Raw genomic sequence first — 14,511 nt, 5'->3', positions numbered from 1 at the left:
TTGCTTAGTCGTCGCTCAGGCGAGTCTCTTCAGTAGACTTCCAGTTATATGCGCCATAAAACAACATTTGTGCTTGACGAGTACAGTTATGCAGCATCAGCTGTTTCTTTTTTTCAATTTCAGACAAATCAGCTTCGTCATCATGATCTTCAGTATACGTCAGCTCTAACCAATCGATAATCCAAGAAAAAAACATATTAACCCCTGCTTCAGCCAGTAAGCGTAAATCATAGGCATCAATATGAGTAAAGGCGGGCTGTAAGGCCAAATCTTCTGCTAAGCTTTGCCCATGCTTTTTGATCAATTCATTAATGGCCTTGCGCACGGCCTCTGAACCACCATAGCGTTCGCTGACCAAAAACTGCCAATAACAAGGCTGCTCGCTGACCATATACAAAAACAGCTGAATACTCTTGGCGATTTGGCGATCAAAGCTGCGCCTACGGCCAATTTGTAGACTGTCGCTTAATATGGCGAGTGTCCCGCCCAATTCTTCAACCACCAGCGCCCGCCCAAGCGATTCCATATCATCGAAATGTCGATAAAATGCCGTTGGCACGACACCAACCTCACGTGTCACCTGCCTGAGACTGATGGAGCTAAAAGACTGCCCTGTCATACAGAGATCGAGCACGGCATTAAAAAAGGCGTGTCGGGTTTGAAGTTTCTTTTGTTCGCGACTGCTCATAATATTTCAAAATTATCCGATAGAGGTTTATCATACTCACTTCAGCGCAGAAATACGACTGAAATACGCAACTTGTGTTAATTTATAGTCAAAGCCATTTATAGTGAGTAGCGGGCAATTAAGCGCAAATATTACACTGAGTACATTGGGTGAGATTGGCGCTGTGACCGTTTCTAAAATGAGGACGCGTTTTAGACCATCGTACCCCAATGACCTTGTAGCTCCTGCGCCAATCTATATGCCTCATGATCATTCATCCCAGTAATAAAGTCCAATATATTTAAAATATTGTGATAGATATTATCGGATAGTACCCGTCGATGCTCATCGAGGTGCGGTTGGAGGAGTTTTTGCAGTCGCTGCTGCTCAAATGACATCGGGGCAGTTTTTGCGTTTGTCCAAGCCAATGGTATAAAGGCATCTAAGAGGCGATGCAAGCATTGGTTCGCCATCAATTCCATCCGCACTTTGCTTGGGTGATTGAATATTTGCTCACGCGCTAATTGTTTGGCTTGATTAATACCATTTTGCACATTTGCATCACAATGTGCAAATAGACTGCCTTGCAGTGTACCAGCCAGCAAGGCCTCGCTATTAGCGACAAAAGCGTCGGTGACAGTGTTGACCAAGCGCATCATAGCACGTGCTCGCAGTGATGCTAGGCTTTGCCTGACAGACATATGCGCTGGCAAGCTCAGGCTACTAGGACGCTCACCAATCAACTCATAAAATATCGTGGCGACATCGCTATAGGTTAGCATATTCAGATTGATACCATCCTCCAAATCTATCAGCGCGTAGCAGATATCATCTGCAGCCTCCAATAGATAGGCGAGGGGATGGCGCGCAAAACCATCATGTTGCTGCGAGCGTGGTAGGCTCAGACACGCTGCCAATTCTTCTAACTGAGAGGCTTCACTAAAAAAGCAGCCAAATTTTTGTACATTGGTGAGCGAATTACTTGGAGAAGTGCTTTCAGAAACATGATTGCTATGCGTCGCTAGCCAAGGGTATTTCATAAAGGCACCCAACGTCGCGCAAGTGAGGCGCATACCGCCCTTATCAGGATGATGCTCATTACGGGCGAGTAGCCGAAACCCTTGCGCATTGCCTTCGTATGCCAGTAAATCTAATTGCTCATTATTACTCAGATTTTGCAAAATAGCCTGACGATCAGGATGCATAAACCAATCGCGAATGGCGTATTCTCCTGCATGACCAAAAGGCGGATTACCAATATCATGAGCGAGGCAGGCTGCTTGAACAATCACACCGACATCGGCTGGCGAGACGCCTGCTGGTAGACCGCTGGCTAATTTATCATGCAGTTTTTCTGCCGCCATTATTCCTAATGAGCGTCCAATACAAGAGACCTCAAGCGAATGCGTCAAGCGCGTATGAATGCCCAATTGGTTGGTCAACGGATGGACTTGGGTTTTTTGATTGAGCTGCCGAAAAGAGTGCGAAAATACCAGTCGGTCATAATCTTTATGAAAGGATGAGCGCGCGCTGTCTTGCGCTGGAGCTTTTTTGTGGCTGCCCAAGCGCTGCGCACTAAATAGTTGTGCCCAATGTGCACTGCTGTTAAGCGATTGATAAATATGAGCCGTCATAGTTTATAATCCGTTATTTTAATAATTACTTTCAGCGGATTTGCTGTTTTTGAAGATAACAGACGTTATTATAATAAAAAAAGCCAGCACAAAGGCTGACTTTTGGTTGTTCTCTACTAAGACTGTGTAAACACGCAATTCGCTTTATTAAACTTTGAGCGTTAAACGTTAAAGCGGAAATGCATCACGTCGCCATCTTGCACGATGTATGTTTTGCCTTCCAAACGTGATTTTCCAGCGGCCGCTGCGCCTTTCTCGCCGTTGTGCTCGATGAAGTCATCATAAGCAATGACTTCGGCACGAATGAAACCGCGCTCAAAATCGGTATGAATCACACCAGCAGCTTGCGGTGCGGTTGCGCCAATAGCGACAGTCCAAGCACGAACTTCTTTTACACCAGCGGTAAAGTAAGTTTGCATATCAAGTAAGTCATAACCACCGCGAATGACTTGATCAAGACCGGCTTCTTCCATATTCATCTCAGCTAGGAAGTCTTTTTTGTCGTCTTCATCAAGCTGAGCGATTTCAGATTCGATTTGGTTGCATAGCGCGATGACGATAGAATCTTCACCAGTCGCATAGTTGCGTACCGCATCTAGATAAGGGTTGTTTTCAAAGCCATCTTCAGAGACGTTAGCGATATACATGGTTGGCTTTAGGGTAATCAAACCATAGCTTCTGATGAGTTTTTTCTCATCGCTATCAAGGTTTGCCGCGCGAGCCGCTTGACCGTCTGCTAACAATGGTTCAATTTTTTTGAATACATCAAGCATGGCGCTAGCGTCTTTATCGCCGCCTTTGGCTTTTTTGGTTAAGTTAAACACAGCGCGTTCAACAGCCTCTAAATCTGCCAATGCAAGCTCGGTATTGATAGTTTCGATGTCGTCAATTGGGCTGACGCGACCATCGACGTGGACGACGTTGTCATCATCAAAACAGCGCACGACGTGGGCAATCGCATCAGTCTCACGGATGTTGGCTAGGAACTGGTTGCCCATACCTTCGCCTTTTGACGCGCCTGCGACTAGACCTGCGATATCCACAAACTCCATCGTCGTCGGTAATACACGTTCAGGATTGACGATGTCAGCCAGTTTCTTTAGGCGTAGGTCTGGTACTGGTACGATACCCGTGTTGGGATCTTTAGTACAAAACGGAAAGTTTTCAGCGGCGATACCCGCTTTGGTCAAGGCGTTAAACAAGGTAGATTTACCCACGTTTGGTAGGCCGACGATGCCGCAATTAAAACCCATAACATGCTCTCAATATATGAATAAAATCAGTTGGTACTTAGTCATTATAAAACTTAGTTAAATGGTAAATCAAAATTGGGCATATTGTAGCAAATTTACCGGAATAGGGGTGAGGTTGTTGTGCGGTATACTAAGATTTTGTCCGAGTCTGTCCTAGTCATCGCCAGCAATTTTGCTGTTTTATCAATTATGGTAAGCTGTACTATAAAATAATAATTTGGCTGACAAGCGCATTAAAGGTGAGTAACTATAACTCGCTAAACTTTACTAACAATCTTAATCATTAACAGCAAAAATCATTAACATCAAAATCTATTAGCTAAATCTCTGAACTGCTACGTATTAGGTGCTTTATACTGATAAAGGCAGCTAAAATAAAATGAAAGGCAAATTCCTATAATGACACCCACTATTTTTGACACGCACCGCTACCACTATCCGCAGAACTTTATGGAGATTAAGCCTAAGCTTGCGCGTCTTGAAAAAGCGATTAAAAAGCTAGAGACAAATCTAATCGACGCCGACGATGCTGCAAATGTTGAGCTGCTGAAGCAAAGGTTGAATAGTGATTTAGGCTTAAAAGTAGATTACGCCAGTGAGCTAAATCCTGACCAATTGTTAGCAGCCACTACTATCGATGGCAAGGTATTGGTCATCGCTGGTGCTGGCTCTGGTAAGACCAAAACCTTAACATATCGCACCAGTTATCTATTAGAGAACGGTGTGCCTCCTAAGCAAATATTGCTACTGACCTTTACTCGAAAAGCCGCCAATGAGATTAAGAGTCGCGCGAAAAACTTGCTCACTAACACCCTATCTGACGAGCAGTTATCCGAGGATGTTTTGCCGACCAGCAAAGCGCTAAACGATATCACCAGTGGCACCTTTCACTCGTTTTGCAATAGGCTGCTGCGTCAATATTCAGGGCTACTGGGTATCAATCCGCGCTTCACGATTCTAGATACGGGGGATGCTGAGGACGCGATTGACTTGATTTATAAAGAAAAAAAGTACCCTGCGCAAACTAAGAAACAAGCATTTCCACGCAAGAAAACCTTACAGAATATCTTTTCAACCTCTAGAAATCGGCGCATTCCTATTCGTAATTTGATCGAAGATAATTATCCTGATATTGCTATTCATATTCCTATCATTGAGCAATTGGCTGTCGACTTTCATGAGTATAAACGCGCCAATCATTTGTATGATTTTGACGATATTATCAGCCAAGTGGTGCGTCATCTAAAGTCTAACGACAAATTCCGTCAGCTACTACAAGAAAACTATCGCTATATTATGGTTGATGAATATCAAGATACCAATATTCCGCAAAAGCAGCTGATTGATCTTATCTGTGCACCAGTCTCGGTCTCGCTGATGGTGGTCGGTGATGATAATCAAAGTATTTATGCGTTTCGCGGCGCAAACTACGAGAATATCTTGCTCTTCGGTGAGACCTATCCTGAGGCGAGTCTCATTAAGCTTGAGCAAAACTATCGTAGTACGCCTGCTGTCTTAAATTATATCAATGCTTTGTCCGCGCAAATCACGCTAGGGTATCAAAAGCAGCTGTATTCAAACGCGAGCATAACGGGCAACAAACCAACCTTTAGCCGTTTAAGTGATGAAACGAAAGAGGCCAAATATATAGCCGATAAGATTATCGAGCACAAGACAGACTACGATTACAACGATTTTGCAGTACTGTGCCGCACGTCTTTTCAGTCTAATTATGTACAGTTAGAATTTATGGAGCGCCATATTCCATTTATCGTGGTAGGGGGTATTAAGTTCGTTGAGCGCCGCCATATCAAGGATGTCTTAGCTTTTATAAAAATTCTTTATAATCCTAATGACACCATTGCTTGGCATCGAATTTTGACCTTGTTCCAAGGAGTTGGGACAGTCACCGCGACGCGTTTGACTCAAGCGATTAATGCGGATAACAATTCGTTTGAGCCATTATTACTACCGAAATTTAGCAAAAAAAGTCCGCAGTTAGAATCGCTTCATACGACTTTGACCAAAGCGCAACAAGCGGAGTCTCTTGAGGCTATCATTGAGCTGATTTTAGATTTTTATATTCCTATCCTAAAAACGATTGAAGAGAATTGGCGTGAGCGCAGCGAGGACTTTCGGGTGCTCAAAAATTTGGCAACAGAGCACAGCAGCCTTGATGATTTCTTAGAAAATTTGGCACTTGATCCGCCCAATGATTCGGTAGCGACAACCAGTCAGCCAGATGAAAATGGCAGCGACAAAGTCACTATCTCGACTATTCATAGTGCCAAAGGACTGGAGTGGCCAGTGGTGTTTGTCAATTCATTGGTCGATGGCATCACGCCGCATCATCGCTCGTTGGATGACTTTGAGGAGTTAGAAGAGGAACGAAAATTATTTTATGTCGCCTGTAGTCGAGCCAAGACCAGATTATATCTGACTGCGCCTGATTACTTTGCCAGTTATTCAGGGTATTTTGACAAGCCATCACGCTTTATCGCCGAGCTGTCTGCGGATGAGGTGACCGTCGAAGCTTCTAAACAGGTGAGAGAGGAGAGTGATGATCCAGTGTGGTGGTGATGTTTGAAGTGTATTACCGCTACGACTTTTAGTCATGCTCTTTTGATATTTAGCGTATAGATGAGCTTTTGTCTCAGCCTAAAAGGTGGTTTTAATAAATGACAGCATGAGCTGCTTTTGGGAGCATTTGATGTCCTCAAAGCGATTCATATTACTGGAAATTTTCTCAGCAGTTCATTGGTATAATATTGGTTATCCATTGCCTATTATTGAAGTATAAACAAATACATAGAATTTAAGTAAGCTCCAGATCTACTTCAAATTTTCCATAAACTGTACCTTGCTAATCAGCATCTCTGTTTTCAGCCAGTTTTTGAATATCACCTTTCTTTCATCTTCGTAAAAAGGGTAATAGGATAATAAATTATATGAAGAACTGTCCGCTACAGGAGGATGTACCAATGCTAAAAATTCATGTGAGATTTCTTTTTCCACCATGAATATTGAAACAATAGCTGTTCCTAAACCAGCTAAACATCCCTCAATACACAAATAGAAATGTTCTAACACCATGTGTTCGTACGATAAAATGTCACTACTCACCAACTTAGACTTGTTTATGTGTTGCCATAAATTTGGTCGAGAAGAAGTAAGTAAAAGCGTGTTGGTCTGATCCGTTCTAGTGTTGCGAACAGCAACTATGTATTCTTCAATAATTTTCTCATGAAATATATTCTTGTCCCATTCAAAATCGTTTCTGCGCAAGGCAATATCGATAGATTTCCCTTGAAAGTCTACGATTCCACCGCCCGTCAGTAACACAATTTCAAAGCCATAGTTTAGTGAGTTAAATTCAGCTAAACGCGGTATCAACCATTTCATAGAAATTGTAGGTTCGCAGGATAGTACCAATTGTTTCTTTTTATATTGTTGATTCTTCAAATCGACAAGGCAATCGTCTAATTTTGCAAAAACTTGCTGGCAACAGGCGAAAAGTAAGCTGCCATTTGATGTAAGTATCAGCTTCTTGTTCACTCTATCAAATAAAATAAGACCTAAAGCATTTTCCAGATTTTTAATCTGTTTGCTCACTGCGCTCTGTGTCACAAACAATTTTTGAGATGCTAACGTCACGCTACCATGCTGTGCAACGTAATAAAAAAACTTTAGCGAATTTAGTGATATCTTTTCTATCATGCCAAAAACTCATAAATACTCATGTAAATAAATCAATTTTAGTTTACTAATAAATGTAGGAAGATACAACTAAATTGAATAACTACATGAGGTAAGTGTGAAAAACACAGTAAATATAGCTAATAGAAGCATAGAGATAGACAAATGACAGAATTTTTAGCCGTTATTATGATTACCATTCTTGCTGTCATCAGTCCAGGCGCTGATTTCGCTATTGTGACCAAAAATAGCTATTTATATGGGCGCTCTATTGGTGTATTAACTTCTATTGGTATAGCGTTAGGAGTATTAGTACATGTCGCCTATACCTTATTAGCCGTTGCCATTGTAATGGAGTTTGCGCCCAATTTTTTGACTATCATAAAATATCTTGGTGCGTTTTATCTCATTTATATTGGGTATAAAACATTTAGACAAAAACCTGTAAAGGATGTGGGTTATTCTACCTGCATCAGTTCTGCACAAGCGTTACGATATGGTTTCTTTACGAACGCCCTGAATCCTAAGACTACATTGTTTGTTATTAGCACTTATACACAAATTGTTAGCGCTATCACCCCAAAGTCTATTTTGATCGGTTACGGACTGTTTATGTCGGTAGCTCATTTCATATGGTTTGCTCTAGTGGCTTTATTGTTCTCTCAGCGTACTTTAAGAGAAAAAATGTTAAATAAACAAGTAGCGATCAATCAAGTCATTGGTTTCATATTAGGGTTGTTAGGTGTGTTTTTGCTCTTTACAAACTTAAACTAAGGATATTCAAAATGAATAAAGTAGCCTTTATCGATATGGAAGGTGTCTTAGTCCCAGAAATATAAAAGTTTTTAGCTAATCGCCTAGATATATCTGAGCTTAGCATCACAACAAGGGAAGTAGAGGATTATGAAAAACTGATGATATATCGCATAGCTGTTCTAGAAAAACATCAGATCACGCTACCAAAAATACAAAGTATTATCGGGCAACTGAATCCAATTGAAGGAGCAAAAGAGTTTCTACAAGCATTAAAAATGAAAGGTTTTGAGATGAAGATTGTGTCAGACTGCTTTCATGAATTACTTGAAGGATTCTTGCAGCAGCTCGAAGTTCCAGTGGATACCGTATATTGTCATCGTTTGCAGATTGATAGTGCAGGCTATGTTAATAAAGCACTATACAGTCGCCAACATGGTAAGCATGAGATTATAGAAAAATATTCTTTGTTATTAGAAAATAGTATGGCTATTGGCGATGCATTTAATGATTTTACGATGCTAAGCGCAGTCACTCATGGATACTTATTCTCACCTTCAAAAGGAGTTGTAGAGAAAGCTCTACCTATGTTTAATATCGTAAATAGTTATCAGGAAATTATTGATTCTATTAGGGCGTGTCCTCAATCTGAACGAAAGAGCCTAAAAATGGCTAGATCTTGCCAAACTGCGTCAGATAACTAGTCAAGATCTCGATATCATCTGAGCTACTTTCCTTGTTTGGCTGCAATTTATCTAATTTTAAGCCTTACAGTTTAAATGGTGACACGCCATAATATAAAAACTGTTTATATAGCTTTATAGGTAAAAGATCTTTTAAATTCGTTTACCTTAATTATTTTACTAAAAACATTATAATGTGCTTCCGATAAATTCGGGGCAGATTATAGTGTTTTTGGTACATGGTTTCCTCAGATTTAAATTATTTGCGTTTGCTTATGAAGTTAAGAGAAAGAATGGCCTGACAATTAGTTGACTAATTTCATAGTTTGACAGCCTGATTCCGCACTGAATATTCATTTAATAACCCTGTTATTCCTACTAATTTAATTTCTGTTAGAATCCTATAACCAAAAGTATTAGATAACAAAAAAGTCCGTCAGATAAGGGTTTAAAATTTGTCCTAATGCGTTACTATTACCACCTAATTCTGTTAGACCCTTATATTTGATACTCTGTATTAACACCCTAAAAAAAGGATAGGTTATGCGCTATGAAGTGATCGTTATCGGTGCAGGCATGGTTGGCACCTCAGTTGCGTGGCATCTACAAAAAAATAGTTCACAAGTACTGATGTTAGATAAGAAGTTACCAGGGTCAGAGACCTCATATGGTAATGCTGGGTTGATTCAGCGTGAAGCCATTCATACCCATCCTTTTCCTCGTCAATTGACTGAAATGATCAGAGTATTACCGAACCAAGGCACTGACATTCGCTATCGTATCCCAGCGATTCTGCGTTACCATCAAGCGTTATTGCAGTATTGGAAATACTCTGTGCCTGCGACTGTCAAACAAATCGAATCAGAGTGGCAGACGCTGATCGCGCATTGTACCAGTGAGCATCAGACAATGATTTCAGCATCTGGTGCTGACGAGCTAATCACGCGTGATGGCTGGTTACAGTTGCATCGTTCTGAAGAGACGTTTAAAGAAGCACAAGCGTCAGCCATTGATGCTCGCAATCAAGGCGTTGAACATAACGTCCTAAACCTTGAAGAGCTAAAAGCAATGGAACCTAGCGCCAATTTTGAAGGTTTCGTTGGGGCGATTCATTGGAAAAACTCTTGGCAAGTATCGAACCCAAGCTCGCTAGTCAAAGCGTATGCGAAAAACTTCCAAGAGATGGGCGGTACGATCAAAGAAAGCGATGTCAAAGAAATCGTACAAGACGGCGAAGGTTGGAAAGTTATCACTGATAACGATACGTATTATAGTGATAAATTGGTCATCGCCGCTGGTCCTTGGTCAAACGACTTGATTAAACCACTTGGTTATAATCTGCCATTGTTCCCAATGCGTGGCTATCATCAGCATTTCAAAGTGACGGAAAAAAACACCATCAATCACAGTATGTTTGATATGGACAAAGGCTTTGTGATGGGGCCGATGCAGCAAGGTATCCGTATCACGACGGGCGCTGAGATGACGACGATGGATGCGCCAAAAAACTTTGGACAATTAAAAACCGTATTGAAGCTGGCTCGTAAAATCTTACCATTAGAAGACGCAGTAGAATCTGAAGCTTGGGCAGGATCACGTCCTTGTATGCCTGATATGAAGCCAGTAATTGGTCCTGCGGATAAGCATGACAAACTATGGTTTGCGTTTGGTCACAGTCATCAAGGTTTTACTCTAGGGCCTATGACAGGGCGTCTCGTTGAAGAGATGATTCATGACAAGCCACTATTGGTAGATGTTGCGCCATTTAGCGCCCAGCGTTTTTCGAAAAAATAGTGCATTTGATAGATTTAGCACAGACTTAAATCAATAATTTGAAGGGATATAATATGATAAAGAAGCTACACAGCACTCAGCGCATGAGCAGAATTGTCGTCCACAACCAGACCGTATATTTATGTGGTCAAGTGGGCAACGCAGAAGACGATATCAAAGCACAAACTTTGACGTGTTTAGAAAAAATCCAAACGTTGTTAGAAGAAGTCGGTAGTGATAAATCAAAACTACTATCAGTGACGGTTTGGATCAAAGACATGGCAGACTTTGCTGCTATGAATGAAGTATATGACAAATGGTTTGAAGGCATTCAGCCTCCAGCCCGTGCTTGTGGTGAGTCAGCACTAGCGCGTCCTGAGCTATTGGTTGAGATGATCGCTATCGCTGCTGAGTAGTAGACTGAACGTAGTATTTGTATTAAACGAAAAGGACATGATAGCGATATCATGTCCTTTTTTGTGTTGTGCTCAATATTATGTAGTCAATGAAAAGTAATATTGATACATCACGCACGGCTGATATCAATTTTTCTTGCTTGCTGCGCCTGTACAGACAGAGGCTACAAAAAATTAATATCAGCAGTATCGTAGCGTTTTTGGGGTATTTTTATTATATAAAAGAGTGACAGCATTAGCCTCGCTTGAAGTATTACATCTACACTCGGTCGCCTTGTATTTCTTTTAAATTGAATGGACTGCATGCTTAACTATTCAGGGTTAATAAAAAACCCAAGCGTACAATTAGGCTTGGGTTTAATGTTTAATGATCTTTAAGCCTGCCATAAAGCATAATTGCTATGCTTTAAGTGTTTAAAAAGACTTATTTAGCGACTTTATCATCTTGGTTTAACTGTACATATTTATCAAAGTTTTGTGCATAATCGGTTAAGTTGTCGCTTAGCATTTGGCGATACTGTTTGACATAGAACTCGACAATATCGTCTTTTTCTTTGGCAAAATCATCACCCTTTACAAAGCCAATAGAAGCAACTGACGCGCTATAGCGTGCGGCAGCATACAACAAAGACGCGCCTACTTGACCTGAATGAGCATCAGAACCCAACTGACTGTTGGCGATACCGATGATGGCATCGGCACGTTGATAAAACGCCTGCATTTCAGGGGTGATTTCAACGCTAGCATCAACATTGTTGTCTTGAGGGTTGCTGTCTTGAATATTGTCTTGAGACATAAGCGATTCCTAATAAGTATCGGTAATTTTAGATTTATAGAGACGGTCTGTTTGTAAGAGACTAAGGGACATCAGGTAATATTTTTACAACCCTGCGTCTGCTTTTAAGATTTCAGCTTTGTCTGTTTTTTCCCACGTAAAGGCAGTTTCAGAGCCGGGACGACCAAAATGCCCAAACGTCGCAGTCTGCTGATACATAGGTTGCAATAAGTTCAGCATACGGGTAATGCCATAAGGGCGCAGATCAAAATGGGTACGAATCAGGCGAATGATCTCGTCATGGCTGATGTTGCTGGTACCAAAGGTGTTGACCGAGATAGATGTCGGTTCAGCGACCCCAATGGCATAGCTCACTTGCACTTCACAGCGATCAGCCAGCCCAGCAGCAACGATGTTTTTGGCAACATAACGCACAGCATAAGCAGCGCTGCGATCTACTTTTGAAGGGTCTTTGCCACTAAAGGCACCGCCGCCATGACGTGCCATGCCGCCATAAGTATCAACGATGATTTTACGACCTGTCAATCCAGCATCACCAACCGGCCCACCAATGACAAATTTGCCCGTGGGATTGATGTGGTAGCGTGTGCCAGCATGCAGTAGGTCTGCTGGCAATACTTGCTTGATGATAGATTCCATAATCGCTTCTTGCAAATCTGCTTGCGAGATACTGGGATCATGCTGGGTCGATAGAACGACAGCATCGATAGCAACGGGACGAGTGCCATCGTATTTTAGGGTAACTTGCGCTTTGGCATCGGGACGCAACCATGGCAGATCACCTGCGCGGCGTAGCTCAGACTGACGCTCCATCAAGCGATGAGCATATTCAATAGCGGCTGGCATCAATACTTCAGTCTCGTTGCTGGCGTAGCCAAACATCAAGCCTTGATCGCCTGCACCTTGCTCTTCAGGGTCGCTACGATCGACACCTTGGGCAATTTCTGGAGATTGCTTGCCCAGCATGTTAATAACCGCACACGTCTCGCCATCAAAACCCAAGTCAGAATGGTGATAACCGATACCGTTGACAGTATCACGAACGATACGTTCGACGTCGATGTTTGCCGTTGTGGTCACTTCACCAGCCAATATCACGGCACCTGTTTTAACCAAGGTTTCGCAGGCAACGCGGGCATGGAGATCTTCACGTAAGATGGCATCAAGAATAGCGTCTGAGATTTGGTCAGCCATTTTATCAGGATGGCCTTCGCTCACAGATTCTGAGGTAAATAAGTTGTATTCGCGCATAGTTGGATCGCTTAATGGCAAGGACTGTAATCTATAAACTCAGTCAGGATTAAATGTTAACGGAAAAATAAGGCAAAATTGAATCAAAAAATTATGACATTTTACCGTGAATCGAGTTAAAACTCTAGCGATGGATAGTATTATGAAGTAACTGGGCATGGATTGGATTAACCATGGTAAAAGTCATCAATATCGCTATTTTCTTGCCAGCGATATTCAGTATAGTTAGCAATTTGACGAGCCGTCTCTATGTCATGTCTGTCAGCGATAAAGCCAAGCGCCATATCCATGCCAGCACTAACCCCTGAAGAGGTATAAAACTTGCCGTCTACTACCCAGCGCGCTTGCTCTATCCAATGGACTTTATCAGACTGCGTTATTACCCATTGCCATGAGAGCTTATTAGACGTTGCACGCTTGCCATCTAAGACACCAGCTTTAGCCAACAATGCGCTACCCGTACAAACGCTAAGCGCCCAATCAGCGTGTTCAACCAGTGTGGTAAGCGCCTGCAAAAACGGTCTATGATTGATCTGCTGGCGAGTACCCATTCCGCCAACCATCAATACAATATCAGTCTGATACGCCAATTCTGTGACAGCGACCGTTTGCATCGCAACGCCATGCTTACTCTGAATGATACCACCACTCAGTGAGGCAAATTGCAGACGATAATGCTCAGGCAAGCAACCAAACATCTCGATAGGTCCAAACAGATCCAAGGTCTCAAAATCGTCAAATAGTAGGGCGGTTAGCGTATGCATTGGGCTTCCTCAATTCTAAATAAAGAGTGTTTGTAATTCTGAAAGCTGTAATCCTTAAAACTATAATTCTGAAAGCTATAGTCCTTAAAACTACAGTTCCAAAAACTTGGCTTTGTCCTTAAACATACATTCGTCATAGACAGGGCAAGCACCGCATTTGGGTGTACGTGCTTGACAAGTATAGCGCCCATGTAAGATAAGATAATGATGCGCATCTACGATAAAGTCGTCTGGGATACGTTCGACCAGCTTGTTTTCAACGATTAACACGTTTTTGCCCGTGGCAAGGCCGGTCCGATTGCCCACGCGAAAGATATGCGTATCGACTGCCATAGTTGGTTGCCCAAAAGCGGTATTTAAGACCACATTGGCGGTTTTGCGTCCAACGCCAGCGAGCGATTCTAAGTCTTTACGATTATCAGGGACGGTACTATCAAACTTCTCAATCAAATCTTGGCAGGTTTTAATGACGTTTTTAGCTTTGGCATTATATAAGCCAATATTTTTTATATAGGACTTTAAACCCTCTTCACCCAATGCCAAGATTGCTTCAGGGGTATTCGCCACTGGATATAATTTCTGGGTGGCAATATTGACACTCACATCCGTCGCTTGCGCAGATAAGATGACTGCAATCAGTAGCTCAAAATTACTTTTATAATGTAATTCCGTCACTGGCTCATCAATCGTCGCTGCCAACTTTTCAAAGAATGAACGGACGTCACGATTGGGCATGCGCCGCGATGGTGGGGTATCGGCAGTTTTGTGTTTGACGGTTTTACTCATGGTATTTTTACCATTAATTAGTCTAGGGTCTGTTGAACA

Annotated in this window: 12 protein-coding genes and 1 pseudogene; 5 read left to right on the top strand and 8 right to left on the bottom strand. The window is 42.0% G+C overall.

Features of this window, described 5'->3' with window-relative positions:
- Positions 1-4 precede the first annotated feature (4 nt).
- From IOD06_RS02250 to ychF, 3 genes are all read right to left on the bottom strand, one after another.
- Positions 5-688: a TetR family transcriptional regulator gene (locus IOD06_RS02250; RefSeq protein WP_026037055.1), complete on the bottom strand. Its 684-nt coding sequence runs from the start codon at positions 686-688 to the stop codon at positions 5-7.
- A gap of 191 nt (positions 689-879) precedes the next feature.
- The gene (locus tag IOD06_RS02245) at positions 880-2,301 is read right to left on the bottom strand and encodes a deoxyguanosinetriphosphate triphosphohydrolase (RefSeq protein ID WP_194618885.1); all 1,422 of its coding nucleotides are present in this window, start codon (positions 2,299-2,301) and stop codon (positions 880-882) included.
- Positions 2,302-2,462: 161 nt separating this feature from the next.
- Positions 2,463-3,554 carry a redox-regulated ATPase YchF gene (gene ychF, locus IOD06_RS02240; protein ID WP_189581133.1) on the bottom strand — a complete coding sequence of 364 codons (1,092 nt, stop codon included), beginning with the start codon at positions 3,552-3,554 and terminating at the stop codon, positions 2,463-2,465.
- Between the two features lie 399 nt (positions 3,555-3,953).
- On the opposite strand from ychF, the gene IOD06_RS02235 reads away from it, so the two are divergent.
- Positions 3,954-6,134, top strand: a complete 2,181-nt coding sequence (locus tag IOD06_RS02235) for an ATP-dependent helicase (RefSeq protein ID WP_194618883.1) — start codon at positions 3,954-3,956, stop codon at positions 6,132-6,134.
- A gap of 252 nt (positions 6,135-6,386) precedes the next feature.
- On the opposite strand, the gene IOD06_RS02230 is transcribed toward IOD06_RS02235, so the two are convergent.
- Positions 6,387-7,271: a LysR family transcriptional regulator gene (locus IOD06_RS02230; protein WP_194618882.1), complete on the bottom strand. Its 885-nt coding sequence runs from the start codon at positions 7,269-7,271 to the stop codon at positions 6,387-6,389.
- 144 nt (positions 7,272-7,415) lie between these two features.
- Here IOD06_RS02230 and IOD06_RS02225 point away from each other — a divergent pair, with 144 nt between their 5' ends.
- From IOD06_RS02225 to IOD06_RS02210, 4 genes and pseudogenes are all read left to right on the top strand, one after another.
- Positions 7,416-8,024, top strand: coding sequence for a LysE family translocator (locus IOD06_RS02225; protein WP_194618881.1), 609 nt, complete (start codon positions 7,416-7,418; stop codon positions 8,022-8,024).
- Positions 8,025-8,107: 83 nt separating this feature from the next.
- Positions 8,108-8,707, top strand: a pseudogene (thrH, locus tag IOD06_RS02220) (bifunctional phosphoserine phosphatase/homoserine phosphotransferase ThrH); the annotation flags it as partial.
- A gap of 522 nt (positions 8,708-9,229) precedes the next feature.
- Positions 9,230-10,480 (top strand): FAD-binding oxidoreductase, encoded by a 1,251-nt coding sequence (locus tag IOD06_RS02215; RefSeq protein WP_194618880.1) that lies wholly within the window; start codon positions 9,230-9,232, stop codon positions 10,478-10,480.
- 56 nt (positions 10,481-10,536) lie between these two features.
- The gene (locus IOD06_RS02210) at positions 10,537-10,875 is read left to right on the top strand and encodes a RidA family protein (RefSeq protein WP_040642715.1); all 339 of its coding nucleotides are present in this window, start codon (positions 10,537-10,539) and stop codon (positions 10,873-10,875) included.
- Positions 10,876-11,299: 424 nt separating this feature from the next.
- On the opposite strand, the gene IOD06_RS02205 is transcribed toward IOD06_RS02210, so the two are convergent.
- The 4 genes from IOD06_RS02205 to nth all read right to left on the bottom strand — a co-directional run bounded on the left by IOD06_RS02205 (position 11,300) and on the right by nth (position 14,472).
- Positions 11,300-11,671 (bottom strand): DUF3144 domain-containing protein, encoded by a 372-nt coding sequence (locus IOD06_RS02205; protein ID WP_227669845.1) that lies wholly within the window; start codon positions 11,669-11,671, stop codon positions 11,300-11,302.
- An 84-nt stretch (positions 11,672-11,755) separates the two neighbouring features.
- A complete protein-coding gene (gene metK / locus IOD06_RS02200) occupies positions 11,756-12,922 on the bottom strand; it encodes a methionine adenosyltransferase (RefSeq protein ID WP_010196152.1) in 1,167 nt (388 codons plus the stop codon).
- A 167-nt stretch (positions 12,923-13,089) separates the two neighbouring features.
- Positions 13,090-13,686 carry a DJ-1/PfpI family protein gene (locus IOD06_RS02195; RefSeq protein WP_194618879.1) on the bottom strand — a complete coding sequence of 199 codons (597 nt, stop codon included), beginning with the start codon at positions 13,684-13,686 and terminating at the stop codon, positions 13,090-13,092.
- Between the two features lie 90 nt (positions 13,687-13,776).
- Positions 13,777-14,472 carry an endonuclease III gene (gene nth / locus IOD06_RS02190; protein WP_194618878.1) on the bottom strand — a complete coding sequence of 232 codons (696 nt, stop codon included), beginning with the start codon at positions 14,470-14,472 and terminating at the stop codon, positions 13,777-13,779.
- Positions 14,473-14,511 lie beyond the last annotated feature (39 nt).

It is taken from the genome of Psychrobacter sp. N25K4-3-2 (assembly GCF_015351755.1).
Lineage (GTDB): Bacteria > Pseudomonadota > Gammaproteobacteria > Pseudomonadales > Moraxellaceae > Psychrobacter > Psychrobacter glaciei.
Note: the sequence above shows the minus strand (reverse complement) of the source record. Positions and strands in the feature narration are given on the sequence as shown.